Raw genomic sequence first — 26,953 nt, 5'->3', positions numbered from 1 at the left:
GTTATGAGAACATGTCCGAAAGCCGCATAAGGTTCCGTCACCTGCAGGCATTCCTTGAGGTAGCGCGGCAAGGCAGCGTGGCGAGGGCGGCCGACTTTCTCCATGTCAGCCCACCGGCCGTGACCAAGACGTTGCGCGAATTGGAGGAGGCGCTTGGCATCGCTGTCGTCGAACGCGACGGCCGCGGCATCAGGGTGACACGGCTTGGCGAAATCTTTCTCGGCCATGCCGGCACGGCGATCACGGCACTGAAGCGCGGCGTCGATTCCGTCCGCCAGGACGGCGCCATCAACCGGCATCCGATCCGCATCGGCGCGCTCCCGACAGTGTCGGCCAAGGTGATGCCACGCGCCATAAGCCTGTTCCTGAGTGAAAATACCGGTGCTGCGATCAAGATCGTCACCGGCGAGAACGCGGTCCTGCTGGAACAGTTGCGCGTCGGTGCGCTCGATCTCGTCGTCGGCCGGCTTGCGGCGCCGGAAAACATGACCGGCTTCTTCTTCGAGCATCTCTATTCCGAACCGGTGCTGTTCGTGGTGAGGGCCGGCCATCCGCTGCTGCAGCCGGGCCAGGACATCTTCGCCCGGCTCGATGAATTTCCGGTGCTGATGCCGACGCGGGAATCGGTCATCCGCCCGTTCGTCGACCGCCTGTTCATCACCAACGGCATGACGGCGCCTGCGACCGAGATCGAGACCGTCTCGGATTCCTTCGGCCGTGCCTTCCTGCGCCAAAGCAACGCGGTCTGGATCATATCGACAGGCGTCGTCGCCAACGAACTCTCCAGCGGCGCCTTCGTCGCCTTGCCCGTCAACACCGAGGAAACCAAAGGGCCGGTCGGCCTGACGATGCGGACCGACACTGCGCCTTCGCCGGCCTTCACCATCCTGCTGCAGACCATTCGCGAGGCGGCCAGCCAGAACGCCTGAGCACCTTTCGCCAATCTGGCGCAGAGCGGGCCTTCAGCCGTATTTCCATAACCTGTTGGTTAACGAAACACCGCAAAATATCATTTTACCAAACCAAACACCTAGGGCACTGTGACGATGGGAGGATCGAAATCGTGCCGTTATCGGCATTGGCGGCGTTCCGCTGCCGCCTCAAGGCCTGCCGGGGCGATCTCCGATCTTAAGAACGGGCGGCATCGATTTTGAGCAGGCCGGCGGTGACCTCCAGGTGCCGTCAGGAAAGGGAGGAATACCAGCATGACCTCAAGCAAATCCGGCGTCTCGCGGCGCCAGTTCATCGCCACATCGCTCGCCGGCGGCGCGGCACTTGCGCTCAGCCGCGGCCAGGCATTCGCGCAGGCCGCCGACACGCTGAAGGTCGGCTTTGTCAGCCCGCGCACAGGGCCGCTCGCCGGCTTCGGCCAGACCGACGGCTATGTGCTCGATCTCGCCCGCAAGGCGCTCGCCAACGGCCTCGACATCGGCGGCAAGAAATACAGTGTCGAGATCATCGACCAGGACACGCAATCCGACCCGTCGCGCGCCGGCCAGCTCGCCAAGGACCTCATCAACAACCAAGCCGTCGACCTGATGCTGGCGGTGTCGACGCCGGAGGTGATCAACCCGGTCGCCGACGCCTGCGAAGCCGCCGGCGTGCCTTGCCTCTCCACCGTCATGCCGTGGGAGGCCTGGTATTTCGGCCGCGGCGCCAAGCCCGGCGAACCCTCGCCGTTCAAATGGACCTATCATTTCGGCTTCGGCGTCGACGAGTTCTTCCGGACCTACATCTCGCAATGGAGCCTGATCGAGACCAACAAGAAGGTCGGCGTCATGTATCCCAACGACGCAGACGGCAATGCCATCCGCACCCATCTGGCGCCGTTGCTGGCAAAGCAGGGTTTCACCATCGTCGATCCCGGCGCCTACGAGACCGGCACCACCGACTATTCCTCGCAGATCGCGCTGTTCAAGCAGGAAGGCGTCGAGATCTTCAACTCCTTCCCGATCCCGCCGGACTTCGCCGCCTTCTGGCGCCAGGCTGCACAGCAAGGCCTGATCAAGCAGATCAAGATCTGCCAGGTCGCCAAGACCGGATTGTTCCCGTCCGACATCGAGGCGCTGGGCGATCTCGGCAACAAGATTTCGAGCGCCGCTTACTGGCACAAGGCCTTTCCCTACAAGTCGCCGCTGACCGGCGTTTCGGGGACCGAACTGGCCGACGGTTATGAGGCCGCCAGCGGCAAGCAGTGGACGCAGCAGCTCGGCGCCTCGATGTCGCTGCTCGACGCCGGCTTCGAGGCGCTGAAGGCAAGCACCGACGCCAAGGACAAGGCGGCCGTCGCCAAGGCGCTGAGCACGCTCAACACCGAGACCATGATCGGCAAGGTCGACTTCACCAGCGGCCCGGTCGCCAATGTCTCTCCCGGCCCGATCATCGGCACCCAATGGGTGGCGGCCAAGGAAGGCGGCAAATTCCCGCTCGACTACGTCGTGACCGAGAACGCCACCGACCCGAAGGTTCCGGTCGAGGCCAAGCTCCAGCCGTATAACAGCTGACGGTCGGTTACGGGGATCGCATCGTGAACGGTTCAGCAAACGCCGCGATCCTCCGCGCTGCCGGCATCCAGAAACGCTTCGGCGCGCTGGTGGTGCTCGACGATGTCGACTTCGCCATGAATGCCGATGAGGCCGTCGGCATCGTCGGTCCGAACGGCGCCGGCAAGACGACGCTGCTCAGCATCTTATCAGGCGCCTTCCCGCCGAGCGCCGGCATGGTCGCCTTCAAGGGTGGCGATGTGACCGCGATGCCGGCTACAGCGCGCTGTCGTCTCGGCCTGGTGCGCACGCACCAGGTGCCCAAGCCGTTCAGCGGCATGACCACGTTCGAGAACGTTTTTGTTGCCGCGTCGCATGGCGCCGGTCTCGCCCGCGACGAGGCCTATGAAGAGGCGCTGGAGTCGCTGAAACTGTGCGGCATGATGGGCGTGGCCAACCGGCGCGCCGAAACGCTCGGCCTGCTCGACCGCAAGCGGCTGGAACTTGCCCGCGCGCTCGCGGCAAGGCCTACGCTGCTTCTGCTCGACGAGATCGGCGGCGGACTGACCGATGGCGAGGCGAGCGAACTTGTCGATACCATCAAGGAATTGCGCCGCCGCAAGATCGGCATCGTCTGGATCGAGCACATCGTCCACATCCTGCTGCAGGTGGCCGAGCGGCTGATCTGCATGGACGCCGGCAAGATCATCGCCGACGGCGAGCCGCAAGCGGTGATGGCCGACCCCGAAGTCGTGCGGGCCTATCTCGGCGGAGGCCCGAAATGAGCCTGCTCGCAATCGAGAATCTGGTCGTCCGCCACGGCCTGTTGCAGGCGGTGCGCGGCGTGAACTTCTCGATCGAGCGCGGCGAAACGCTGGCGCTGGTCGGCGCCAACGGCGCCGGCAAGACGACCCTGCTGCGGGCGATCGCCGGCGCGCACCAGCCGACGGCCGGCCGCGTGCTGCTGAATCGTGCCGATATCACCGGCGTTCCCTCGCACAAGCGCGTCGGCATGGGCGTCGCGCTGGTGCCGGAAGGGCGAAAACTGTTCGTGCAGATGACGGTCGAGGAGAACCTCCTGCTTGGCAAGACCGCCGGCCGTCCCGGCGACTGGAGCGTGGAACGAGTGCTCGACACGTTCCCCAATCTGAAGCCGCGCCGCCATGCCAAGACCGGGCATCTCTCCGGTGGCGAGCAGCAGGCCACCGCCATCGGCCGCGCTTTGATGAGCAATCCCGAACTGCTGCTGCTCGACGAGGTCTCGCTCGGCCTGTCGCCGCTGGTGGTCGATCGCGTATACGCTTCGCTGCAAGGCCTGATCAGCTCCGGCACGACGATCATCCTGGTCGAACAGGACCTCAATCGCGCGCTCTCGGTCTCGGACAAGGTCATCTGCATGCTCGAAGGACGCGTCGCGCTGGAAGGCCCGAGCAAGGGCATGTCCCGCGATGAAGTGACGAAAGCCTATTTCGGCCTGCACAGAAAAAGCGCCGGGAGTGTGCCGGCATGAGCAACCAGATCGTCCAGGGCATCCTGCTCGGCGGCTACTACGCGCTGATCGCCTGCGGCCTCTCCTTCATGTTTTCGGTGATGCGCATCATCAACCTCGCGCATGGCAGCCTGGCCGTGTTTTCCGCCTACGCGCTGTGGTGGCTCGCCTCGCAATTCCATATCTCGCCCTTCGTCGGCCTGCTCATCGTGCTGCCGCTGATGGCGGCCATCGGCTGGGCGCTGCAGCGCTTCCTGCTCGAGCGCAGCGCCCGCGGAGGCGCGCTGCTGCCGATCCTGACCACGTTCGGCCTCGCCATCGTCATCGACAATGCGCTGTTCGAGCAGTTCGGCGCCGACACACGTTCGCTGGCGCCCTATATCGGCAGCCTCTCCTACGATTCCTGGGAATGGCCGGGCAGCATCTATGTCGGCAAGCTTGCCGTGATCATGTTCGCCGCCGCCGTCATATTGCTTGGCGGACTGCAGCTGTTCCTTACCAACACCAGGCTTGGCCGCTCGATCCGCGCCACGTCGGAAGATCCCGACACGGCCGGTCTCGTCGGCGTCGATGCGCGCCGCGCCAACGCCCTCGCCGCCGCCATCGCCATGGTCACGGTCGGTCTTGCCGGTGCCTTCCTCGGCATGCGCGCCACCTTCGATCCCTATACCGGCGCACCTCAATTGCTGTTCGCTTTCGAGGCGGCGGTGATCGGCGGCGCCGGTTCGCAATGGGGCACGCTGGTCGGCGGCATCGTTCTGGCGCTCGCCCAGACGCTCGGCGCGCAGATCCATCCGCAAGGTTTTCTGATCGGCGGCCATGTCGCCTTCCTGATCGTGCTGTTCATCCGGCTCTCCACCTCCGGCCTCGGCCTGCGCGGCCTGCTGCGCCTGCCCGCGAGGAAAGCATCATGAGCGCGGTTTTAAACGCCCCCGTTATCGAGCGCGGCACCTCCGCCTCGCGCATCTCGGCGATTGCGGTCGTCGTCATCATCGCGCTACTTGGCGTCGCGCCGCATTTCCTTTCGGCCGGCGCCGTCGACCGCGTGACCGCCTTGTTCATCTATGTGATCCTGGCGGCGATGTGGAACGCGCTGGCCGGCTTCGGCGGGCTGGTTTCGGTGGGACAGCAAGTGTTCTTCGGCCTCGGCGCCTATTTCACCATCCGCCTGGCCGATGCCGGCCTCAACCCGTTCGCTTCGCTGTTCGTCTCCGCGATCATTGTCGGCGCGATCTCCTGGCCGATGTCGCTGTTCATGCTGCGGCTCAGGAACGGCGAGTTCGCCATCGGCATGTGGGTGATCGCGGCGCTCACCCATCTCCTGGTCAATCTCGACCGGCTGGTGCAAGGCGAGACCGGGACGTCGCTGATCTCGCTCAACGTCTATGACGCCGGCGTCAGGCGGGCGACGATCTACTGGCTGGCGTTGGCCGCGATGACGGCGCTGCTCGCCACCCTGTTTAGCCTGCTGCGTGGCAGCACAGGTGCGGCCATCCGCGCCATCAGGGACAATGAGGAGGCCGCGGCATCGGTCGGCGTGCGCGTCACCGGAACCAAGCGGCTGCTCTTCGTGCTCGCCGCCTTCGGCATCGGCATGGCCGGCGCGCTGTGGTTGGCCACGTCGATCACCTTCCAGCCGAAAACCTACTTCAACGTCCAGTGGACCGCCTACATGATCTTCATGGTGCTGGTCGGCGGCATCGGCACCTTCGAGGGCGCCATTCTGGGTGCGCTGCTGTTCTTCCTCATCGAGACCTGGTTCGGCGGCACCGGCGTCTGGTATCTGATCGGCCTTGGCGCCACGGCGGTGCTGTTCTCGCTCTTCCTGCCGCGCGGCCTGTGGGGAACGCTGGAGGAGCGCTTTGGCCTGCGCCTGCTGCCGGTCGGCTACCGTGTCAGGCTCCCGCCAAACGCCGCAGATGGCGACGCCACGCCTTCGCCGCAACAGACCGCAACACATAGTGAAAAGGCGTGACCATGCTGTTCGGCAAGACCATCCTCATCACCGGTGTCGCGTCCGGTATCGGCGCCCGCACCGCGGAACTTGCCGGCCAACTGGGCGCTGACGTGATCGGCGTCGATATGCGTGAACCTGCCGCACCGGTCGGCTTCTTCGTCAAGGCCGACATCTCGTTCAAGGCCGGCGTCGTCGATCTCATCGGGCGCCTGCCGGAGCGCATCGATGCGCTCTGCAATGTCGCCGGCCTCCCCGGCAACACCGGTGCGGTGTCGACACTGACCGTCAACTTCTACGGCCTGCGCGCGCTCTCGGAAGGCCTCGCACCAAGACTTCGTGAAGGCGGCGCCGTGGTCAACGTCGCCTCGATCGCCGGCTATGGCTGGCGCGCCAATCTCAACCGCGCGGCATCGATGATCGGCATCGAAGGCTTTCCCGATGTGGCGGAGGTGGTCGCCGACCATCAGGTGAAGAACGAGGAAGGCTATTCCGTTTCCAAGGAACTGCTGCTGTTGTGGACGCAGCGCGCCGCACATCAGGACCTGTTCAGGAGCCGCGGCATCCGCGTCAATGCAGTGAGCCCCGGCCCGGTCGAGACGCCGATCCTCAAACAGTTCCGCAATGTGCTGGGTGACGCCCGCGTCGACAGCGACATCGCCAGGGTCGGGCGCGCCGGAACCTCGGGCGACATCGCGCCTGTCGTGCTGTTCCTGTGCTCGGACGGCGCACGCTGGGTCAACGGCGCCAATGTGCCGGTTGACGGTGGGCTTGAAGCATCGATCAATGCCGAGGTGCTCGGCTTCTAGACCATGATCCCGAAAAGTGGGAGCCGGTGTTCGGATCAGATCGTGGTCGATAATAGATAGAAAAGACGCTCGACGGCGAGCGAGGGAGAGAACAATGGACATCGGACTTCTGATCGACGGCGACAAAAGGGATGCGTCAGGCTCCGCCTCTTACGAGCGCATGGACCCGTTCACCGGCAAGCTGGCCACCCGCGCTGCCGCAGCCAGCATCGCCGACGCCAATGCCGCGGTGGAAGCCGCGGCCCTCGCCTTCAAGAGCTGGTCGAAGACCGGACCGGGCGAGCGCCGCGCTTTTCTGTCCAAGGCGGCCGATGTCATGGACTCCAAGGTCGGCGAATTCACCAGATTGATGATGGAAGAAACCGGCGCCACCGGCCCCTGGGCCGGCTTCAACGTCATGCTCGCCGCCAAAATGCTGCGCGAGGCAGCCGCCATGACGACGCAGATTTCGGGCGAGGTCATTCCCTCCGACAAGCCCGGCACGCTGGCCATGGCGATCCGCCAGCCGGCCGGCGTCTGCCTCGGCATCGCGCCGTGGAATGCACCGGTCATCCTCGGAACCCGTGCCATCGCCATGCCGATCGCCTGCGGCAACACGGTTGTGCTGAAAGCTTCGGAAATGTGCCCAGGCACACACCGGCTGATCGGCCAGGTGCTGGTCGAGGCCGGCCTGCCCAAGGGCGTCATCAATGTCGTCACCAATGACCCCAAGGACGCAGCGGCAATCGTCGAGGCACTGGTCGCGCACCCTGCAGTCAGGCGTGTCAACTTCACCGGCTCGACCAAGGTCGGCAGAATCATTGCCGAACTCGCCGGCCGTCACTTGAAGCCGGCGCTGCTCGAACTCGGCGGCAAGGCGCCGCTGGTCGTGCTCGACGATGCCGACATCGATGCGGCGGTCAATGCGGCGACCTTCGGCGCCTACATGCATCAGGGCCAGATCTGCATGTCGACCGAGCGTCTGGTCGTCGATGAAAAGGTCGCCGACGAGTTCGTCGCCAAGCTCGCCGCCCGCGCGGCGCAGCTGCCTGCCGGTGACCCGCGCGGCCATGTCGTGCTCGGTTCGCTGATCAGCAGCCAGGCCTCCGACAAGATGGAAGAACTGGTTGCCGACGCCGTCGCCAAGGGCGCCAGGCTTGTGGCCGGCGGCAAGCGCACCGGAACCGTGGTCGAGGCGACATTGCTCGACCACGTGACGCCGGCGATGCGCGTCTATTCGGAAGAATCCTTCGGCCCGGTCAAGCCGGTGATCCGCGTCAAGGGCGAGGACGAAGCGGTATGTGTCGCCAACGATACCGAATACGGCCTGTCCTCGGCCGTGTTCAGCCGCGACATCCGCCGTGCCATGGCGGTTGCCGCGCGCATCGAAGCCGGTATCTGCCACATCAACGGCCCGACCGTCGGCGACGAGGCGCAAATGCCGTTCGGCGGCGTCAAGGGTTCAGGCTACGGCCGCTTCGGCGGCAAGGCCTCGATCGCCGAGTTCACCGACCTGCGCTGGCTAACCATCGAGGATCCGGGGCAGCACTATCCGTTTTGACTGCACCTTCTCCCACAGGGGGAGAAGGGAAGGAGCCCTCAGGGCCGTTGCCTGGCGAGCCAACCGATTCCCGCATCAAAACCCGGCAAGGCTCGAGTCGCGCGATCGGCGGCCCCTCCCGGAGTTGTAAATCGTTTAATCGTGGGTATTTTACCCCTCAAGCACATGCCGCCGGAAAGCGGCAAGTGGTTTTGGGACTACCACAAGTGCAAAGCAAAATACGCGATGCGGATCGCGCCGGGGAGGAATCGTCATGCCAAACAAGGCCTTGCCGCTGGTCATCAGCGCGCCGGAACCACGCACGCTCGACCTGATCTTCACCCCACCGCAGCTGGCGCGCCTCAAGGCGCATTGCCGCGTCGTCGAGACGACGGCCGAGGGCGTGGCGAACTTGCCCGCCGACGTGCTGGCCCAAGCCCGCTATATTATCGGCCAACCGCCGATCTCGCCCGAGACCTTGGACCAGATGCAGGCGCTGCGTTGCGTCTTCAATGTCGAGACCAACCTCATCAACAACATGCCCTATGAAACGCTGTTTGCGCGCGGCATCCATGTCGTCACCACCGGCCTCGTCTTCGCCGAGCCGGTGGCCGAGCTTGGCCTCGCCATGGCACTCAACCTCGCCCGCAACATCGTCGATGCCGACCTCGCCTTCCGCAAAGGCGAGGAGCTGTGGGGCGGTGACGGCAATTTGACGGCGCGGCTTCTGTCCGGCGCCGATGTCGGCATCATCGGCTTCGGCGATCTCGGCCGTGCGCTCAACCGACTGCTGTCGGGTTTTCGCACCCGCACCAAGGTCTTCGACCCTTGGCTGCCGCCGTCGATCCTGATCGACAATGGCGTCGAGCCGGCCTCGCTGGACGAGGTGCTGACATCAAGCGATTTCGTCTTCGTCGTCGCTTCGGTGACCTCGGAGAACCAGGGTTTCCTCGGCGCTGAGGCCTTTGCAAGTATGCGCAAGGGCGCCGCCTTCATCCTGCTCAGCCGCGCCGGCGTCGTCGACTTCCCTGCCCTGATGGCGGCGGTGAAAAGCGGCCACATCGTCGCCGCCAGCGATGTCTTCCCAGAAGAACCGCTAGCGCAGGACCATCCGGTCCGCACGATCCCCGGCTTCCTGCGCTCCCCCCACCGCGCCGGTGCGCTCGACATCGCCTTCAAGCGCATGGGCGACATGGTGCTGGAGGACATGGACCTGATCGACCGCGGCCTGCCGCCTCTGCGCTCCAAGCGCGCCGAGCGCGAGACGGTGTCAAGGATGCGTTCGAAGCCGGCGGACAGGAACTAGTTGTCGCGAGAAATCCGCCTGAGATGGATTTCGCAGTTGGCCAAAACCCCTTTGTCATCGCCGCTCAGGATGACCGGGAACCTTCCGGCATTGGCGTTTTTCAGCCGGATCGCTCCCATTTTATTCACTCCGAGCAAAGCCGGAGGCGGCCCGCTCGCCTCGCTCTATCCGGCAGCAACGCCGGCTGCCGAGCGATTGGCCAGCACCAGCCCGACCTCGCCGACAACCTGATCGACGCGCTTCAGGATGGGTTCGGCCCGCAGCACGCCGTCGGAAAAGTCCTTGTCCGTGGCATAGACCCCTGTCGGCAGCGTCAGCGCCTCGAAGAAGCCGAACAACGGCCGCAACTGGTGCTCGACGATCAACGCGTGGCGATCGTTGCCGCCGGTGGCAAGCAGCACCACCGGCTTGCCGCGCAAGGAAGCGGGATCGAAGAGGTCGAAGAAGTGCTTGAACAGGCCGGTGTAGCTGCCCTTGTAGGTCGGTGACCCCACCACCAGCACATCGGCATTGACGACGCTGTCGAAGACTGCCCGGGACTGGCCGTCGAGATCGCGCGCCCATTTGGCAGCGCCGAGCGACGGGCCGAGGTCTTCGATGTCATAGGTGCTCGCCGACAGGCCATGCTGGCGCGCAATATCCCTGACAACCTGGTCGACAAAACCACGCGTCTTGGACGGCCTGGTGAAATTGCCGGAAAACCCGACGACGGTTGGATTGGGCATGTTTCTCTCACCTCTCGCGGCGGGGTTTCATACCGCATATTTACAGGCTTGCGCCTGCCGCAAGAAGCAAATGACTGACCTTGCAGCACCATAGTGAGGAATTTTTTTCCGTTTGCCCGCTCGTCTCAGGCCGCGAGAAGCGGGCCATAGGATTCCAGGTAGAAGCCGGGCGACCTGGCGCAGGTCCGCACCGCCTCCCTGGCGGCAACCGTTTCCTGCCACCGCAGCAGGCGCTCGCATTCGGTCGGCATGACGAAGCCCAGATATTTCTCAAGCACGCACAGCTGTTCGAACCAGGGATAGAAGGCGATGTCGGCGGCGCTGAATTCCGAGCCCAGCAAAAACCGTTCGTCCGCCCCTCGCAGGGCGAAGGCATGCTGTTCCACAAAGCGCAGATCGTCGGCAAGCTGGGCCTTGATCCGCTTATGAACCATAGCGTCGGAAGTGTGCATCATGGTTGCCGTCCGGGCGTAAAGCTGCGTGTCGGCGAAGCTGATCCAGATGCGCGCCTCAGCGCGGGCCTGAGCATCCCTGGGGAAAATCGGCCGTTCGGGGAATGCATCATCGAGATATTCGCAGATGATCGACGACTCCCTGACATATTGCCCCTGATGGCGCAGCAGCGGCACCTTTCCCGTCGGCGTGAGTTTCAGGAACCACGCCGGCTTGTTGCGCAGATCGATTTCGATTTCCGTCGCCTGCAGGCCTTTCTCGGCAAGGGCGAGCCTGACACGGTGCGCATAGGGACAAAGCTGCGCGACAAAAAGCTCGATTGGCGGCATGAATAACTCCTGAGTTTCGTTATCGCCGACAAGCGGCCTGTCGGGCATAGCTAGGTCCAGTAAGGCCGGCGCGCTATTCGACAGCGTCTGGATTGATATATCGATCGTCTGTTTCTGGAGCGAAGCGTGGACCTCCTGGCTACCCTCATGCGCGAATTGCACTTCGCAGCCGCCGGGTACCGGCGCCTCGAACTGGCCGCGCCCTGGGCGATCTCGTTCAGCCAGGCTGGGCTTCGCGGCATTCACGTCGTCATCAAGGGGCGATGCGAGGCGGTGTTCGGTGAGGAAGATGTCGAGCCTCTCGATGCCGGCGACCTGATCATTGCACCGCGCGCCGATCCGCATGTGCTGCGGTCGCCCGGCGCGCTCAAAAGCGCGAACGTCCCCGCCGCCGAACTGGCGACCCAAACCGCAGCCGGGCGTATTCGCAGCGGCGGCGAAGGCGAAAAGACCGTCATCCTGTGCGGCGCCTTCGCCTTTCGCGACGCCGACCATCCGGCACTTGCCGGCCTGCCGCGCATCGTTCACATCCGGGGATCGAATGGCCGTCTGCCCAAATGGCTGCGTGGCTATGTCGAGGCCTTGCTGGTGGAAGCGACCGACGAAGGTCCCGGCAGCGACGTAGTCATGGCTCGCCTGTCTGGGGCCATCGTCACGCGCGCCTTGCGCTCCGGTCTGGAAAGCATGGACAATCCAGGTTGGCTGAGGGGATTGCAGGACCCCGCGATCGCCAGAGCGCTCGCGACCCTGCATGAAGCCTATGACCACGACTGGACGATCGAGACCCTGGCACGCGCGGTCGGGCTCTCCAGGGCAACCTTTGCCGCCCGCTTTCGCGATCTCGTCGGCGAAGCGCCCATGGCCTATCTCTTCGGCTGCCGCATGCGGCAGGCCAGCCGGCTGCTGCACGAGGGCAAGAGCCTGGGCCAAGTCGCCGAGGCGGTCGGCTACAGCTCGGAAGCCGCCTTCTCCACCGCCTTCAGCCGCCACGCCGGCGTCTCGCCCGGCCAATTCAGGAAACGGAAGGATCTGTAAGGCAGAGCGATATTGGCGGCGGCCGCGCCTCGCGCTAGGGCTTTGCCAGCACTATGTCTGATCATATCCCGACGCGGTTCGCCGCCGCTTTGCCCAGGAGATGCTTCGTGCCCAAAGGTTCTGACCTGCTTGTTGCCGCCCTCGAGAATGAGGGCGTCGATCGCATCTTCGGCATTCCCGGCGAAGAAAACCTGGACGTCGTCGAATCCATCCGCAAATCCTCGATCCAGCTCATCCTCACCCGTCATGAGCAGGCGGCGGCGTTCATGGCCGCCACCCATGGCAGGCTCACCGGCAAGCCAGGTGTGTGCATCACCACGCTGGGACCCGGCGCCCTGAACCTGACGACGGGTGCCGCCTATGCGCTGCTCGGCGCCATGCCGATGATCATGATCACCGGGCAGAAGGGCATCCGGTCGTCGCGCCAGGCCCGCTTCCAGATCGTCGACATCGTCGCCGCGATGAAGCCGCTGACCAAGCTGTCACGCCAGATCATCTCGGCGAAGACCATTCCCGCCGTGGTGCGCGAAGCGTTTCGGATTGCCGAAGAGGAGCGTCCGGGACCGGTGCATCTGGAACTGCCCGAAGACATCGCGGCCGAGGAGTGCGACGATGTCGCGCTGATCCCGCCGCATCCGGTCGAGCTTCCGCTGGCCAGCCCGCTTGCGCTCGACCGCGCCGCCGAGATGATCATCAAGGCGCAGCGTCCTCTGGCGATGCTGGGCGCCGCCGCATCGCGGCCGCGCTCGACGTCCGACCTCGCCCAGTTCGTGATCAGGACCGGCATTCCCTATTTCACCACGCAGATGGGCAAGGGCACGGTGCCCGGCGGCACCGAACTCTACATGGGCACCGCCGCGCTCTCCGAGCGCGACTATGTGCATGAGGCCATCGAACAGGCCGACCTCATCATCACTATCGGCCACGACACGATCGAGAAGCCGCCCTTCATTATGGGCGACAAGGGACCGAAGGTGATCCATGTCGGTTACCAGCCGGCCAATGTCGAGCAGGTCTATTTCCCGCAGACCGAAGTGGTCGGCGACATCGGCGCTTCGCTCAGGCTGCTTGCCGACCGCCTCGAGGGCAAGATCCCCAACGCGCAGGCGCTACTGCCGCTGCGCGAAGGGATTTTGAGCCGCATTGCCGCCCGCGCCACCGAAGACCGTTTCACGCCGCAGCGTCTGGTGCATGACGTGCGCGCGGTGATGCCGGCCGATGGCATCCTGGCGCTCGACAACGGCATGTACAAGATCTGGTTCGCGCGCAACTACCGCACGCGCGTCGCCAACACGCTGCTGCTCGACAACGCCCTGGCCACGATGGGCGCCGGCCTGCCCTCGGCGATGACGGCCGCGATGCTCTATCCCGGCCGCCGCGTCATGGCGATCTGCGGCGATGGCGGCTTCATGATGAACAGCCAGGAACTGGAAACCGCCGTCAGGCTGAAGCTCAAATTGGTCGTGCTGATCATCGAGGACAATGCTTTCGGCATGATCCGCTGGAAGCAGGCGGTCGACCAGTTCCCCGATTTCGGCATGACCTTCGGCAATCCCGATTTCGTCAGATATGCCGAGGCCTATGGCGCCAAGGGAACCAGGGTCGGCGCCGTCTCAGAAATACAATCGACGCTTGAACAGGCTTTTGCCGGCGGTGGCGTCCATCTCGTCGTCGTTCCGATCGACTATTCGGAGAACGAGCGCGTGCTGGTCGAGGAACTGCGCCACCGGTTGCCGGCGCCACCGGAGGCCTGACGGTGGAGTAGATACCGCCGCAGCAGCGCTCAGGCGGCCCGGACCTTGGCGCTCACACGCGCCCAGGTCGGCAGCCAGTCGCCATGTGTCGCCAGCAACTCATCGACCAGCGCCCAGATCTGGTCGAGATCGAGTTCGGCGGCCGTATGCGGATCCATCATCGCCGCGTGGTAGATGTGCTCGCGGTTTTCGGTCATCAGCGCCTGCACCGTCAGTTCCTGCACATTGATGTTGGTGCGTATCAACGCGGTGAGTTGCGGCGGCAGCTCGCCAATATAGGTCGGCTGGATGCCGGAGCCGTCGACCAGGCACGGCACCTCGGCGGCGCAATTGTCCGGCAGCGAGGTGATGCAGCCATTGTTGCGGACATTGCCGTAGATCACCGAAGGCTCCCCGGTCCACACCGAGTTCATGATCGAGGACGCGTATTCCTTCGATTGCTCGACCTCGATGCGGTCGGCCGAGCGATAGGCCTCGGCCTGGCCCTTCCAGCGCTCGATCTGTTCGATGCAGCGCTTGGGATATTCGTCGAGCGGAATGCCGAACTTGTCGATCAGGTCGGGGCGGCCTTCCTTGATGAAATAGGGCGTGTATTCGGCGAAATGCTCGGAGCTTTCGGTGACGAAATAGCCGAGCCGCGTGAGCATCTCGTAGCGCACCTTGTTGGGGCAGCGCGGGTTCCAGCCCGGCTTCGGCGCCCTGCCTTCGCGATAGGCGCGGACCAGGTCCGGATAGAGGTTGCGGTAAGAGCCATCCGGCTGCCGGTGCTCGAACTTCAGGTAGAAGGCCATGTGGTTGATGCCGGCCGAGCGGTAGCGTATCTCGTCGTAGGGAATGTCGAGATCGTGCGCCAGTTCCATCGCCGTGCCCTGCACCGAGTGGCAGAGGCCTACCTGTTTGATCTCAGGGTATTTCTCTGAGATCGCCCAGGTGTTGATCGCCATCGGGTTGACGTATTGCAGCATGATCGCGTCGGGGCAGACGGCCAGCATGTCCTCGCAGATCTTCCACAGATGCGGCACGGTCCGGAGGCCGCGCATGATGCCGCCGACGCCGAGCGTGTCGGCAATGGTCTGGCGCAGGCCGTATTTCTTCGGCACCTCGAAATCGGTGACGGTGCAGGGCTCAAAGCCGCCGATCTGGAAGGCGACGACCACGAAGTCGGCACCGGCGAGCGCCTTGCGCTGGTCGGAATAGGTCTCGGCCTTCGCCTTCACGCCCAGCGTCGCGATCAGCTTGTTGACGACGATGGCGCTCTCTTCCAGCCGCTGCGGATTGATGTCCATCAGCGCGATCGTCGCGCCTGACAGCGATGGGCGCTGCAGCACGTCGCCGACAATGTTCTTCATGAACACGGTCGAACCCGCGCCAATGAAGGTGATCCTGGGATGTCTTGCCACTATTAAACCTCCGGCACTTTGCTACGCCACGTCGAAGGCGGCCCTGACGAGCCGTTCGGTGTAGGCGGTCTTGGGATGGGTGAGGACCTCGTCGACGGGCCCCTGTTCGACGATCTTGCCGTTCTGCATGACGATGACGCGATGGCAGAGCGCGCGCACCACCTTGAGGTCGTGCGAAATGAAGAGATAACTAAGGCCGCGTTCGTCCTGCAGCTTGCGCAACAAGTCGATGATCTGCGCCTGCACCGAAAGGTCGAGCGCCGATGTCGGTTCGTCGAGCAGGATGAATTCGGGCTCCAGCGCGATGGCTCGGGCAATGGCGATGCGCTGCCGCTGGCCGCCGGAAAATTCGTGCGGGAACCGCGACAGGATATCGCCGGGCATGCCGGCGCTGACCAGGGCGTCGCGAACCCGATCGACCCGCTCGCGCCGTGTCGCGCCGATCCTGTTGACGACCAGCCCTTCCTCGATGATCTGGCCGATCGTCATGCGCGGGTTGAGCGAGGAGAACGGATCCTGGAAGACGACCTGCATGCGCGAGCGCAGCGGCCGCATCCCGGCGCGCGACAGGCCGTGGATCGGCTGGCCGTCGAAGCTGACCTCGCCGCGCTTGGCCTCGGTGAGCCTGAGCAAGGCGAGACCGAAGGTGGTCTTGCCGGAGCCGGATTCGCCGACCAGCCCCAGTGTCTCGTGGCGGCAAAGCTTCAGGCCGAGATCGTCGACGGCGACCAGCTCGCGCCAGTCCGGCTTCAGGAAGCTGCCATGGCGTAGCATGAAGCAGACGCGCATATCGCGGGCCTCGAGGATGGTGCCGCTGTTTTCCGGCAGCGGCTGCGGCTTGCCGTGCGGCTCTGAAGCGAGCAGCCGCTTGGTATAGGCATGCTGCGGGTCGGCGAACAGCCGCTCGGTGACGTTGTGCTCGCACATCTCGCCATGCTGCATGACATAGACATAGTCGGAGAATTTTCGCACCACGGTGAGGTCGTGGGTGATCAGGATGACCGCCATCCTGAGTTCTTTTTGCAGATTGCGGATCAAATTGAGGATCTGTGCTTGCACCGTGACGTCGAGCGCTGTCGTTGGCTCGTCGGCGATCAGCACATCAGGGTCGTTGGCGAGCGCCATGGCGATCATCACGCGCTGGCGCTGCCCGCCCGACATCTGGTGCGGATACTGTTTGATGCGCGCTTCCGGCTCGGGGATCTGGACATGCCGCAAAAGCTCGAGCGCCCGCGCCCAGGCTTGCTTGCGGCTGACCTTTCGATGCACCCTGATCGCCTCGACGATCTGACTGCCGACCGTATAGATCGGGTTGAGCGAGCTCATCGGCTCCTGGAAGATCATCGAGATGCGATTGCCGCGCAACTTGCGCCGGGCGCTCTCGGGGAATTTCAGTATGTCCTGCCCGCAATAGTCGATGGTGGATTTCGGCGACACGGTGGCCCGCTTCGACAAGAGCCCCATGACAGCGCGCGCCGTCACCGACTTGCCGGAACCGGACTCGCCGACGATGGCGATCGTCTCCCCGCGATAGAGCTGGAACGAGACATCCTTCACCGCGTCGACGACGCCGTGCTCGACCTTGAAGGCGACCTCGACGTTGCGGGCATCGATGATGGGTTGGTCGTGGCGGCCGGCATGGTCGAACCGGACGGCTGGTGCGAAGGTGGCTGCGAGCGCTACAGTCATCCCGGCCACCTCAATAAGGATCGACGGCATCGCGCAGGCCGTCGCCCAGCGCGTTGAAGGCAAAGACGGTGATCAGCACGAAGCCGACCGGCGACAGGATCCACGGATAGGTGCCGATGACCGAATAGGTAGCCGTGTCCTGCAGCATCAGCCCCCACGAGATCAGCGGCGGCTTCACCGCGAAGCCGAGGAAGCCGAGAAAGGCTTCGAGCAGCACCACCGTCGGGATGGCGATCGTCACGGCGACGATGACGTGGCTCATCACATTGGGAAAAATGTGCTGCATGATGATACGCATGTCGGTGGCGCCGACCGCCATGGCGGCGCGCACATAGTCGATCCGCGCCAGCGCCAGCGTCTTGCCGCGCACCTCGCGCGACATCTGCGCCCAGCCCAGCGCCGACATGACGATGATGACGAAGGCGAGGAAGACGTTGGTCGGCGCGGTCACCGGGATCAGCGTCGTCAGCGCAAGATAAAGCGGCAATTGCGGGAAGGCGAGCACCAACTCGACGAAGCGCTGCATCCAGACGTCGAAGCGGCCGCCGAAATAGCCCGAGACCATGCCGACCGTGGTGCCGATGACGGTGATGATGAACACCACCGTCAGCGCAATCATCAGCGAGACGCGCGAGCCCTGGACGGCGCGCGACAGCACATCGCGGCCGAATTTGTCGGTGCCGAGAAAATGCACCGGCTGGCCGTCGGCCGAAGCGAAGAAATGCCGGTTGGCGGGGATCAGGCCAAGCAGCCGGTAGTCGGCGCCCTTGACGAAGAAGCCGAGCAGGCGCGGATGCTCGTAATCCGGCCCGACGACCGGCTGGAAGGTGACCGGGTCGAGGTCTGCAGAATCCGCCAGCGCATAGACCCGCGGCTGGAGCACGAAATTCCCGTCTCTGTCGTGAAAACTCATCACTTGCGGCGGGGCGAAAGCGACATCGGTCGCCTTGGGGTCCATCGGCGCGAAGAAATCGGAAAACAGCGCCATCAGCACCAGAAGCACGACCAGGATCAGCCCGGCCATGCCGGTCCAGGAGCGCCTCAGCCGGCGCCAGACCAGCGCCATATAGCTCTCATTGCCGCGTGGGGTCGCAATCGCGGTTGCTTCAGCCGGGGGCGGCGGCGGGGATGGGTCACGCGCCAGCATCTAGCTCTCCCTGAACTGGCGTACGCGCGGATCGAGCAGCGCGAGCAGCATGTCGGCGATGATGTTGCCGACGATCAGCGTTGCCGACAGCACCATCATGAAGGTCGCCGTGACATAAACGTCGCCGACCGCCATCGAGCCGACGATGGCGGGACCGACCGTGGGCAGCGCAAAGATGATCGCCGTCTCGATCTCGCCGGTCAGCATGTAGGGCAGCACCACGCCCTGATACATGATGAGCGGGTGCAGTGCGTTGGGCACGGCATGGCGCATGACGACGGCGCTGCCGGTCAGGCCCTTGGCCTTGGCCGTCTCGACATATTGCGCGTTCAGCGTATCGAGCAGATTGCCGCGCATGACGCGCATATTGTAGGCGAGCCCGCCGAAGGTGGCGATCGCCACCACCGGCCAGACATGCTTGACGAGATCGGCGAATTTCGCCCACGACCACGGCGCGCCGCCATATTGCGGCGAGAAGAAGCTGCCGATCTCCGACACGTTGAACTGGAAGACCAGGAGATAGACGATGATCAGCGCCATCAGGAAGCGCGGCACGGTCATGCCGAGGAAGGAGATGGCCGACAGCGCCGAGTCGATCCATGTGTATTGCCTGGTCGCCGCCCAGATGCCGAAGGTGATGCCGAGCACCGACGCCAGCAGATGGCAGACCAGTGCCAGCAGCAGCGTGCGCGGCAGCCGCTCGCCGACCACGGCGGCGACCGGCTTGTTGTAATAGAGGCTGTAGCCGAAATCGCCGCGGGTGATGATGCCGGCGACCCAGTTCAGGTACTGGACGGGCAGCGGTTTATCGAGGCCGTGCTCGACCCTATAGGCCTGCGCCTGCGCGTCGGCTTCGGCAAAAGACGCCCCGCCCTGGTTGATAAGCTGCGAGCGGATATAGTCGGCATAGTCGCCCGGCGGCGCCTGGATGATGGCAAAGGTGACCAGGCTCAGGATGACCATGACCGGGACCGCCGATGCTATGCGCATGGCCAGGAATCGCAGCATCGGACCGTTTCTCCTCCTTTGATCTAATCTGTTGCCGCTGACCTTACTCCGTCCCGGCCGCGCGCAGCGCGGCCGGGCGTCAGCCAGGGGAGGAAACTCAGTTCGTCGGACCCTTGTCGCCGGGCTTGCCGGGAAGCTGGTCGGGAAAGAGTTCGTATTTCTGCTGCTTGTCGGCGGCGACGAAGACGCGTTCGCGCACGATCGAATCCTCGGCCCAGTTGAACATGAAGATCGGCGTTCCCTGCGGGATGTTGGAGAAGCGCTTGTTGATGATCAGGGCGCCGGGATATTCGGTCAGTCCGATATTGTAGACATGCTCCGTCGAGATCTTCTGGAACGTCTTCATCAGGCTGGCGCGCTCGTCATTGTCTGACGAGGAGACGAACTTGTTGACGATGTCGACAAGCTCCTTTTCGAACGGCATCAGGTCGACCACGCCGCTTTCGGGCGCGCGGTGATCCCAGCTGGTCTTGGGTCCGACGGGCGCGAGTTGCACGGTGTTCTGCACGACGGAAGTCAGCTCCTGCTCGTTGCGCCTGATCAGCCAGTCGAAGCGGCCGGAATATTGCGAGGCATCACGCTGGGTGCCGTTGAGGCCGTTGAGCACGACCCTGATGCCAAGCTTTTCCATCTGGCCGACGACGCCTTCGGCGAGGCTCTTGTCAGTGCCGTAGTCATTGTTGACCAGCATCACGATCTCGACATTCTTGCCGCCGGCGGTCCCGACCGGGAAGTTCACGAAGCCGTCGCCATCCGTATCCTTGAGACCAGCCTTGGCCAGTTCCGCCTTGGCGCCCTCGATGTCGAAGGGATAGTAGACGGTCGAGTTGCGGTCATAGAAGCTGGTGCCCGAGGAAAAGCCACCGGGGTAGATAGCGGTGAACGGCCCCTTGACCAGCGAGTCGCCGAGCGCCTTGCGGTCGAGCGCCATGGTGATGCCCTTGCGGAAGTCCTCATTGCGGTTGAGCTCGCGGATCGCCTGGCCGCGTTCGTCGGGATTGCCCCAGCCATTGGCGGAAAAGTTCATGCGCAGATTGTAGCCGATCAGGCGCGGGCCAAAGGCGAGCCGGGCCGGCGCGTCCTTCTCCGCCGCTCGCTTCAGCGAAGCGACGAAATTCTCCGGCTGCTCGAGGTTGGAGAAGTCGGCGGCCCCTGCCACCGCCTGCACGTCACGGTCGGCCCAGGTCGACAGCTTGTAGTGCAGTTCGTTGAGATAGGGCAGCTGGTTGCCCTTCTCGTCGACCTTCCAGTAGTAGGGATTGCGGCGCAAGACGATGATGTCGTCGGGCCTATACTCCACCGGCACCCAGGCGCCCATCACCGGAATGTTCATATATTCCGGCGGGAACGCGTTCTTGAACTGCTCGTAGGTATTCTTCGAGTACTTCGGATGCTGCGGCTTCAGGATATGCGCTGGGCCGGGGCAGAAGGTGCCGTAGGCCATGGCATAGAGATACTGTTTGGGGAAAGCGTCCTTGAAGGTCCACTCGACGGTGTAATCGTCGACCTTCTTCAGCGTCGTGCCGACACCGAAGGTTTCCGCTGTGGCGCCGTTCAACGGCGAGACATTGGGGTCGACGACCTCATCGTCCCAGTAGAACATGACATCGTCGGCATTGAAGGCAACGCCGTCAGACCATTTGGCGCCTTCGACCAGGTGCATGGTCAGCGTGTGGCCATCCTTCGACCAGTCCCAGCTCCTGGCGAGGTTGGGCAGCGGCTCGGTGTCCTTGGCCTCGACCTGGAACAAAGGCGCGGTGCGCGTCAGGCATTCCGAAAGGCCGATGTCGATGCCGCCCCATCCTTGGGTCTGGCCGGCGCCATAATTCCAGCCTTCCGGCCGGCCGCCAATGACGTGGCGCATGGTGTCGCCATAAACGCCGATGCCGTCCGGCATGTTGCCGGTCTTGAACACCAGCGGCTCCTTCGGCAGGCGATCCTTGACCGGCGGCAGCTTGCCAGTCTTGACGTATTTCTCGGTGACCCACTCGGGCTCGTGATATTCGGGCAGCGCCTTGAACTCCAGGATGGAATCGCGGGCGACGTATTTGATCTTGCCCTCGGCGGGAAACGCCGCCGGCGCCGGCGGCGTGGTCGGCTCGGACGCGTATGCACTGCCAAGCGCCAATGCCGAGACGCTCAGCGCCAGCCCGGCGAGAATGCCAATTCTTCGCCCGGCGAGAATGCCAATTCTTCGACCGGCGAGAATGCCAATTCCACGAAAGTTCCTCATTGTGTTCCTCCCAGATGTTTCGACGTCTGCTGCTGCCGCATCTATTCATGACGGCTGATTGGCGAACCGGCCTCCCGCTGTCCGCCTGCCAGCATTCTCAGCCGGCCTGTTTCAGGGCCGTTTTTTCGGCGCGCAGTTCCTCGATCGAGCGCACTTTGCGCCGCGCCGCACCCGCCCAGTCGCGGGTTTTCACCATCGATTTCGAAAGCCGCTCCTTGGCGGCCGGCACGGCATCGGCGTATTGCGGCAGCCAACGCGCCTGGGCGACGACCATCTCGTCGACCATCTGCCAGACCTCTTCCGGCGTCGACACCGCACCCACCAGCGGATCGTGCAGCACCGCGAGCTTGAGCAGGTCAATGTCGCCCGTAACAGCCGCATGCACCGACATGCGCTGAACGTTGATCGAAGCCATGCAGGTGGCCGCGCAGGCTTCCGGCAGCGTGATGCCTGACGCCATGTTGATGCCGAAGCGATCGACGAAACCGGGCGATTCGATGATCGCGTCCTGCGGCAGATTGGTGATGATGCCGGCGTTCTTGACGTTGAAGTGGCCGCGATAGACGCGGTTCGTCTCCAGCGCTTCGAGAATATGGCTGGCATGCTCGTTCGAGCGCTTCGATACGTCGAGCGGCTTCGACGCCGCTTCGAGGAATTGCGGATATTCCGTCTCGAACCAGTTGCGGGTTTCCGTGGAGTAGCGAAGATAGCCGCCGGTCTCGCCATGGATCCAATCGGACATGTCGATCCAGCGGGTGATTTCGTCCGGCCGCTTGCGATACCAGGGCAGATATTCGGAGAGATGACCGTTGCTTTCGGTGGAGTAGACGCCGAAGCGCTTCAGCACGTCGATGCGCAGCTTTTCCTGCTGCGAATAGACCGGATGCGCCTCGAAGGCAGCCACCAGTTCGTCCTTGCCGATCTTGCGGCCGTTGAGCCGCAAATCGATGAACCAGGTCTGGTGGTTGATACCGGAGCAGACATAATCGAGTTCGCTGTGCGACTTGGCGCCGAGCACTTCGGCGATCTGTTCGGCGCCGTGCTGGACACCGTGGCAGAGGCCGACCGTATCGACCTTGCCATATTCGATCGCCGCCCAGGTGTTCATCGCCATCGGGTTGGCATAGTTGAGGAATTTGGCGCCTGGCTCGGCGACCTCCAATATATCCTTGCAGAAGTCGAGGATGACCGGGATGTTGCGCTGGCCGTAGAGGATGCCCCCGGCGCAAATCGTGTCACCGACGCACTGGTCGATGCCGTATTTCAAGGGAATGCGGATATCGTCGGCATAGGCTTCGAGCCCGCCCACCCGGACGCAGCTGATGACGTAGCGCGCGCCTTCCAGCGCCTTGCGGCGGTCGGTCGTCGCCGTCACCCTGGTCGGCAGCTTGTTGGCCTCGACGATGCGGTCGAGGATCGCCTTGATCATTTGCAGATTGTGTTCGCTGAGATCGGTCAGCGCGAATTCGATGTCGCTGAATTCCGGGACGCACAAAATATCGGTGAACAGCTTCTTGGTGAAGCCGACGCTGCCGGCGCCGATAATAGCGATTTTGAAACTCATCACCTCACCTCGATGCATTCGAAATGCCGGGTAAGGAGCAACAGGAAAGGGAATGGCGGCTCGCCTCGGCGCGCATGCCATTCGAGCCGGAATTCCGGCTCGTTCTCCTCCCCGCCCGCTCCTCGACCGCGGGTCTTTCGCGTTCTCAGGATTTGGATTATGCCGTTATTCCAGGGCGCGGCCAGAGAACGATTATGCTTTCGAGGGTAATTTTGTGCTGCATGATCTGATCGCCAACGGACAGTTGATGCGCACCATCTCGCTGCCGCGCGGCCGCCAGCGCCTGCATGCCATGCCAACCAGCACCGGCTATGAAGTACGCGAGGGCGTGACCTATGACTGGGATGGGCGCAAGCGCGGCCAGACACCGTTCACCGTGCTGCAGCACACGATCAGCGGCACCGGCCAGCTGCGCTACGAGAACCGCAACTACCGCCTGCAGGCCAACGACACGCTGCTGGTGCTGGTGCCACACAACCATCGCTACTGGCTGGAGAAGGGCGACCGCTGGGAATATTTCTGGATCTCGATGAATGGCGAGGAGGCGCTGCGCGTCCACAAATCCATACTCAGCGTCTCCGGCCCGGTGTTTCGGCTGCAGCCGGAGACGATCGATCATCTCGCCGATTGCAGCCTGCGCCTGATCAAGGGCGGCGCTTCGCCTGGCGCTGCTTCGGCAATCGCCTATGAGGCGGCGATGGCGCTTTACGACGATGTCTTCGGCTCGCACGCCTTCACTGAGAAACAGAGCGTCATGCAGCCGGTCATCGATCATATCAACGCCAATCTCGACAAGCCCTTGCCCGTGGCCGAGCTCGTCCAGATCAGCGGCCTCAGCCGCGCCCATTTCTCGCGCTGCTTCGCCGAGAGCGAAGGCGTTCCGCCGGCCGAGTTCGTGCTGCAGCAGCGGCTGCAGCGGGCGGCGAAGCTGCTAACCAAAGCCGATTTCCTGCCAGTCAAGGAGGTCGCCATCCTGTGCGGCTTCGAGGACGCCAACTATTTCTCGAAAGTCTTCCGCCGGCTCTACGGCATCAACCCGACGCAGTTCCGCACCACCGGCATGTATGCCAGCCTGGGCAGCCTTCGATAGGATTACCCGATGCGGTTGCCGCTTGCGGGATCGAACAGATGCAGGGCCGCCGGATCGGCAGACAGTCTTACCGTGTCGCCCGGCCGGATAGTGCTGCGTCCCATGACGAAGACACAAACCAGCTGATTGGCGAGCCGGACATAGAACTGCGTCGACAGGCCGAGCGGCTCGACCACCTCGACCTCTGCCATGAGCCCTCCGTCGTCGGCGAGCTGGATGTGCTCCGGCCGTAACCCGACGGTGAGCTTGTCACCATCCGTGAGCGGCAATCCATCCGGCAATCTCAGCTTCTGGCTGTCGGCCAGCACCGCATCCACCTTGCCGCCCTTGGCGACTGTCGCCGGAAAGAAATTCATGCCGGGCGAGCCGATGAAGCCGGCCACGAAAGTATTGAGCGGCCGATCGTAGAGTTCCAGGGGATGCCCGACCTGCTGCACATAGCCGTCATGCATGACGACGATGCGGTCGGCCATAGTCATGGCTTCGATCTGGTCGTGGGTGACATAGACCGATGTGGTCTTGAGCTGCTGGTGCAGGGCCTTGATCTCGGCGCGCATATGCACGCGCAATTTGGCGTCGAGATTGCTGAGCGGTTCGTCGAACAGGAACACTTTGGGGTCGCGCACGATGGCGCGGCCCATGGCCACGCGCTGGCGTTGGCCGCCGGACAGTTGCCTGGGCAGACGTCCGAGGAAACTGTCGAGGCCGAGGCGCTTGGCCGCCGCCCCTACCCTGCCGTCGATCGTCGTCTTCTCCGCCTTCTTCAAAAGCAGGCTGAAGCCCATATTCGACGACACGTCCATGTGCGGATAGAGCGCGTAGGACTGGAACACCATGGCAATATCGCGGTCCTTCGGCGCGACATCGTTGACCAGCCGATCGCCGATATGGATCTCGCCGCCCGACACCTCCTCCAGCCCGGCAATCATGCGCAAAAGGGTCGACTTGCCACAGCCGGACGGGCCGACCAGCACGACGAACTCGCCATCGGCGATCTCGAGGTCGACGCCGTGCAGGATGCGCAGCGAACCGTAGTCCTTCTCGACGTTTTGCAGCGTGACGGAAGCCATCGATTATCCTTTGACCGCGCCGGCGGTGAGGCCGGTGACGAGATAGCGTTGCAGGAAGGCGAAGAAGATACAGATCGGGATCAGCGCCAGGATCGACGCCGCCATCATCTGCCCCCAGTCGACGGCGAACTTGCCGATATAGGTGAGCAGGCCGACGGCAAACGTCTTCTGGTCGTCGCTGGAAATGAGCATCAGCGCGAACAGCAATTCGCTCCAGGCGGCGGTGAAGACGAAGCCAAGCGTGGCGCCCATGCCGGGCAAGGTCAGCGGCACGATCACCTTGCGCATCGCCTGCGCCCGCGTGCAGCCGTCGATCATCGCCGCTTCTTCGAGGTCCTTCGGAATGCCGTCGAAGAAGGACTGCATCAGGAACGTGGCGAAGGCGGTGTTGAAGGCGGTGTAGATGATGATCAGCCCGACAAGGCTGTTGGTCAGGCCAAGCTCGCCCATGACGCGGTAGATCGGCGGAATGACCATGACCAGCGGAAAGGTTTGCGTCAGCAGAAGCATGATCGCCAGTGTCGCCTTGCCGCGAAAGGTGAAGCGCGACATGGCGTAACCGGCGAGCGTGGCGATGACCGTGACGAGCGCCGCAGTCGACACCGAGACGATAACGCTGTTGAGGAAATAGCGGGGGAAGTCAGAGGCTTCCAGGACAGTGATGAAGTTGCGGAAGGTGGTCTGCGACGGCCACAGCGTGATGCCCTCGGAATAGAGCAGCCGCTCCGGCGTCACCGAGATCTTCAGCGTCCAGAAGATCGGAAACAGCGCAAAGATCATATAGGCGGCAATCGCCGTGTAGAGGCCGATGCCGCTGAAGATGCGCGAGGAGGTAGAGCGTCCGGCAATCATCAGACGTGCCTCACCAGCAACCGGCGGATGGCGATCAGCGCGATCGCATAGGCGATGAGCAAGACCAAGAGCAGCACCGCCACCGCCGATGCATAGCCCTTGTCCAGCGACTTGAAGGCGCTGACATAGATGTAGACCGGCACCGTGCTGGTCGAGCCCGCCGGCCCGCCCTCGGTCATGACAAAGATCAGATCGGCGAAGGTGGCGATCCAGATCGTACGCAGCATGACGGTGATGACGATGGTCGGCGCCAGGAACGGCAGCGTCACCTTGGTGAAGCGCTGCCAAGGCGAAGCGCCGTCGATTGCGGCCGCCTCATGCAGTTCCGACGGGATCGACTTCAGCGCCGCCAGCAGCGTGATGGCGAAGAACGGAATGCCGAACCAGATGTTGGCGATGATCGGCCCCCACATGGCGGTCGCCGGATCGGACAGCACATTGGTCGGCTCGGCCTTCAGCCCGAGCGTGAAGAGCCAATGCGGCAGTGGTCCGATGATAGGATTGAACAGCCAAGCCCAGGTCAGGCCCGACAGGAAAGATGGCACCGCCCAGGGCAGGAACACCACCGCCTGCACGAACTTGCGCCCGACAAACGGTTTGTCGAGCAGCAACGCCAGACCCAGGCCGAGGAAGAACTGGAAGAACAGGCTGGCGACGGTCCACCACAGCGTGTTGACCAGCGCCTGCCCCAGCACCTGGTCGGTCAGCATCGCCTGATACTGGCCTAGACCGACATATTCGGATTTGAAGGCGGAGAACTTCCGGAACGAATAGCTGATGCCGATGATCAGCGGCACCAGCAGCACCACGACCAGCAGAACGATCGCCGGGCTGAGATAAAGCCAGGGCTCGATTGCTGCATGCGTCAGCCGCTTCTTTCGCGGCCGGCCGGCGGATCGTATTTCGGACACGGCATAAGTCATTAGCGCTCAACAATCATGGGTGGGGGCCGACAGCGGCAACAGCACCCTTCTCCCCGTTCACGGGGAGAAGATGCCGGCAGGCAGATGAGGGGCGGCGCCAGCCTTGGGGTGCTCGCGCTGC

23 protein-coding genes are annotated in these 26,953 nt (G+C 63.6%); 12 read left to right on the top strand and 11 right to left on the bottom strand.

All coding sequences use genetic code 11. From position 1 onward, the window contains the following. Positions 1–11 precede the first annotated feature (11 nt). The 9 genes from pcaQ (at position 12) to NLY42_RS16545 (ending at position 9,560) form a co-directional block, all read left to right on the top strand. Positions 12–929 carry a pca operon transcription factor PcaQ gene (gene pcaQ, locus NLY42_RS16585; protein WP_023685275.1) on the top strand — a complete coding sequence of 306 codons (918 nt, stop codon included), beginning with the start codon at positions 12–14 and terminating at the stop codon, positions 927–929. 276 nt (positions 930–1,205) lie between these two features. After that, the gene (locus tag NLY42_RS16580; protein ID WP_023704674.1) at positions 1,206–2,504 is read left to right on the top strand and encodes an ABC transporter substrate-binding protein; all 1,299 of its coding nucleotides are present in this window, start codon (positions 1,206–1,208) and stop codon (positions 2,502–2,504) included. 116 nt (positions 2,505–2,620) lie between these two features. Then, a complete protein-coding gene (locus NLY42_RS16575) occupies positions 2,621–3,268 on the top strand; it encodes an ABC transporter ATP-binding protein (RefSeq protein WP_245263553.1) in 648 nt (215 codons plus the stop codon). Further along, positions 3,265–3,993, top strand: a complete 729-nt coding sequence (locus NLY42_RS16570) for an ABC transporter ATP-binding protein (protein ID WP_023736026.1) — start codon at positions 3,265–3,267, stop codon at positions 3,991–3,993. The genes NLY42_RS16575 and NLY42_RS16570 overlap by 4 nt, the downstream gene beginning before the upstream one ends. Further along, positions 3,990–4,886, top strand: a complete 897-nt coding sequence (locus NLY42_RS16565) for a branched-chain amino acid ABC transporter permease (protein ID WP_023696245.1) — start codon at positions 3,990–3,992, stop codon at positions 4,884–4,886. Before NLY42_RS16570 ends, NLY42_RS16565 begins: the two co-directional genes overlap by 4 nt. After that, the gene (locus NLY42_RS16560; protein ID WP_023739489.1) at positions 4,883–5,947 is read left to right on the top strand and encodes a branched-chain amino acid ABC transporter permease; all 1,065 of its coding nucleotides are present in this window, start codon (positions 4,883–4,885) and stop codon (positions 5,945–5,947) included. Before NLY42_RS16565 ends, NLY42_RS16560 begins: the two co-directional genes overlap by 4 nt. A gap of 2 nt (positions 5,948–5,949) precedes the next feature. Next, the gene (locus tag NLY42_RS16555; RefSeq protein ID WP_023754414.1) at positions 5,950–6,735 is read left to right on the top strand and encodes a coniferyl-alcohol dehydrogenase; all 786 of its coding nucleotides are present in this window, start codon (positions 5,950–5,952) and stop codon (positions 6,733–6,735) included. A gap of 94 nt (positions 6,736–6,829) precedes the next feature. Further along, positions 6,830–8,275 (top strand): aldehyde dehydrogenase, encoded by a 1,446-nt coding sequence (locus NLY42_RS16550; RefSeq protein WP_023754415.1) that lies wholly within the window; start codon positions 6,830–6,832, stop codon positions 8,273–8,275. 253 nt (positions 8,276–8,528) lie between these two features. Next, on the top strand, positions 8,529–9,560 hold the full coding sequence (locus NLY42_RS16545; RefSeq protein ID WP_023754416.1) for a hydroxyacid dehydrogenase: 1,032 nt from the start codon (positions 8,529–8,531) through the stop codon (positions 9,558–9,560). A 164-nt stretch (positions 9,561–9,724) separates the two neighbouring features. Here NLY42_RS16545 and msuE read toward each other — a convergent pair whose 3' ends face one another. Together msuE and NLY42_RS16535 are read right to left on the bottom strand one after the other, a co-directional pair. Continuing rightward, on the bottom strand, positions 9,725–10,285 hold the full coding sequence (msuE, locus tag NLY42_RS16540) for an FMN reductase (protein ID WP_023739493.1): 561 nt from the start codon (positions 10,283–10,285) through the stop codon (positions 9,725–9,727). Positions 10,286–10,410: 125 nt separating this feature from the next. Continuing rightward, complete coding sequence (locus NLY42_RS16535; protein ID WP_023739494.1) at positions 10,411–11,067, bottom strand: glutathione S-transferase family protein; 657 nt, start codon at positions 11,065–11,067, stop codon at positions 10,411–10,413. A gap of 147 nt (positions 11,068–11,214) precedes the next feature. On the opposite strand from NLY42_RS16535, the gene NLY42_RS16530 reads away from it, so the two are divergent. Further along, positions 11,215–12,102, top strand: a complete 888-nt coding sequence (locus NLY42_RS16530) for an AraC family transcriptional regulator (protein ID WP_023739495.1) — start codon at positions 11,215–11,217, stop codon at positions 12,100–12,102. 107 nt (positions 12,103–12,209) lie between these two features. Then, on the top strand, positions 12,210–13,856 hold the full coding sequence (locus tag NLY42_RS16525) for an acetolactate synthase large subunit (protein ID WP_023714588.1): 1,647 nt from the start codon (positions 12,210–12,212) through the stop codon (positions 13,854–13,856). 29 nt (positions 13,857–13,885) lie between these two features. Here the strand turns inward: NLY42_RS16525 and NLY42_RS16520 are convergent, their stop codons facing one another. The 6 genes from NLY42_RS16520 to NLY42_RS16495 form a co-directional block, all read right to left on the bottom strand. Further along, positions 13,886–15,256, bottom strand: a complete 1,371-nt coding sequence (locus NLY42_RS16520; protein WP_023756329.1) for an alpha-glucosidase/alpha-galactosidase — start codon at positions 15,254–15,256, stop codon at positions 13,886–13,888. Between the two features lie 21 nt (positions 15,257–15,277). Next, positions 15,278–16,945 (bottom strand): ABC transporter ATP-binding protein, encoded by a 1,668-nt coding sequence (locus NLY42_RS16515; protein ID WP_023754417.1) that lies wholly within the window; start codon positions 16,943–16,945, stop codon positions 15,278–15,280. A 10-nt stretch (positions 16,946–16,955) separates the two neighbouring features. Continuing rightward, positions 16,956–18,092 (bottom strand): ABC transporter permease, encoded by a 1,137-nt coding sequence (locus NLY42_RS16510; RefSeq protein WP_023754418.1) that lies wholly within the window; start codon positions 18,090–18,092, stop codon positions 16,956–16,958. Next, positions 18,093–19,100 (bottom strand): ABC transporter permease, encoded by a 1,008-nt coding sequence (locus NLY42_RS16505; protein WP_023696253.1) that lies wholly within the window; start codon positions 19,098–19,100, stop codon positions 18,093–18,095. 97 nt (positions 19,101–19,197) lie between these two features. After that, positions 19,198–21,333, bottom strand: coding sequence for an ABC transporter substrate-binding protein (locus NLY42_RS16500; protein ID WP_050591100.1), 2,136 nt, complete (start codon positions 21,331–21,333; stop codon positions 19,198–19,200). Positions 21,334–21,430: 97 nt separating this feature from the next. Continuing rightward, complete coding sequence (locus NLY42_RS16495; RefSeq protein WP_023754420.1) at positions 21,431–22,897, bottom strand: alpha-glucosidase/alpha-galactosidase; 1,467 nt, start codon at positions 22,895–22,897, stop codon at positions 21,431–21,433. A 247-nt stretch (positions 22,898–23,144) separates the two neighbouring features. Here NLY42_RS16495 and NLY42_RS16490 point away from each other — a divergent pair, with 247 nt between their 5' ends. After that, positions 23,145–23,987, top strand: coding sequence for an AraC family ligand binding domain-containing protein (locus NLY42_RS16490; RefSeq protein WP_081725414.1), 843 nt, complete (start codon positions 23,145–23,147; stop codon positions 23,985–23,987). 2 nt (positions 23,988–23,989) lie between these two features. Here the strand turns inward: NLY42_RS16490 and NLY42_RS16485 are convergent, their stop codons facing one another. Genes NLY42_RS16485 through NLY42_RS16475 form a run of 3 tightly spaced genes read right to left on the bottom strand, consistent with a single transcriptional unit; the run spans position 23,990 to position 26,832 of the window. Continuing rightward, positions 23,990–25,057, bottom strand: coding sequence for an ABC transporter ATP-binding protein (locus tag NLY42_RS16485; protein ID WP_023736032.1), 1,068 nt, complete (start codon positions 25,055–25,057; stop codon positions 23,990–23,992). 3 nt (positions 25,058–25,060) lie between these two features. After that, positions 25,061–25,909, bottom strand: coding sequence for a carbohydrate ABC transporter permease (locus NLY42_RS16480; protein ID WP_023754421.1), 849 nt, complete (start codon positions 25,907–25,909; stop codon positions 25,061–25,063). Continuing rightward, complete coding sequence (locus NLY42_RS16475; protein WP_023685296.1) at positions 25,909–26,832, bottom strand: carbohydrate ABC transporter permease; 924 nt, start codon at positions 26,830–26,832, stop codon at positions 25,909–25,911. The genes NLY42_RS16480 and NLY42_RS16475 overlap by 1 nt, the downstream gene beginning before the upstream one ends. Between the last annotated feature and the right edge of the window lie 121 nt (positions 26,833–26,953).

Origin of the sequence: Mesorhizobium sp. C372A (genome assembly GCF_030323245.1) — a bacterium.
In the GTDB taxonomy this organism is placed as follows: Bacteria; Pseudomonadota; Alphaproteobacteria; order Rhizobiales; family Rhizobiaceae; genus Mesorhizobium.
This window is presented reverse-complemented; position numbering and strand designations above follow the sequence as displayed.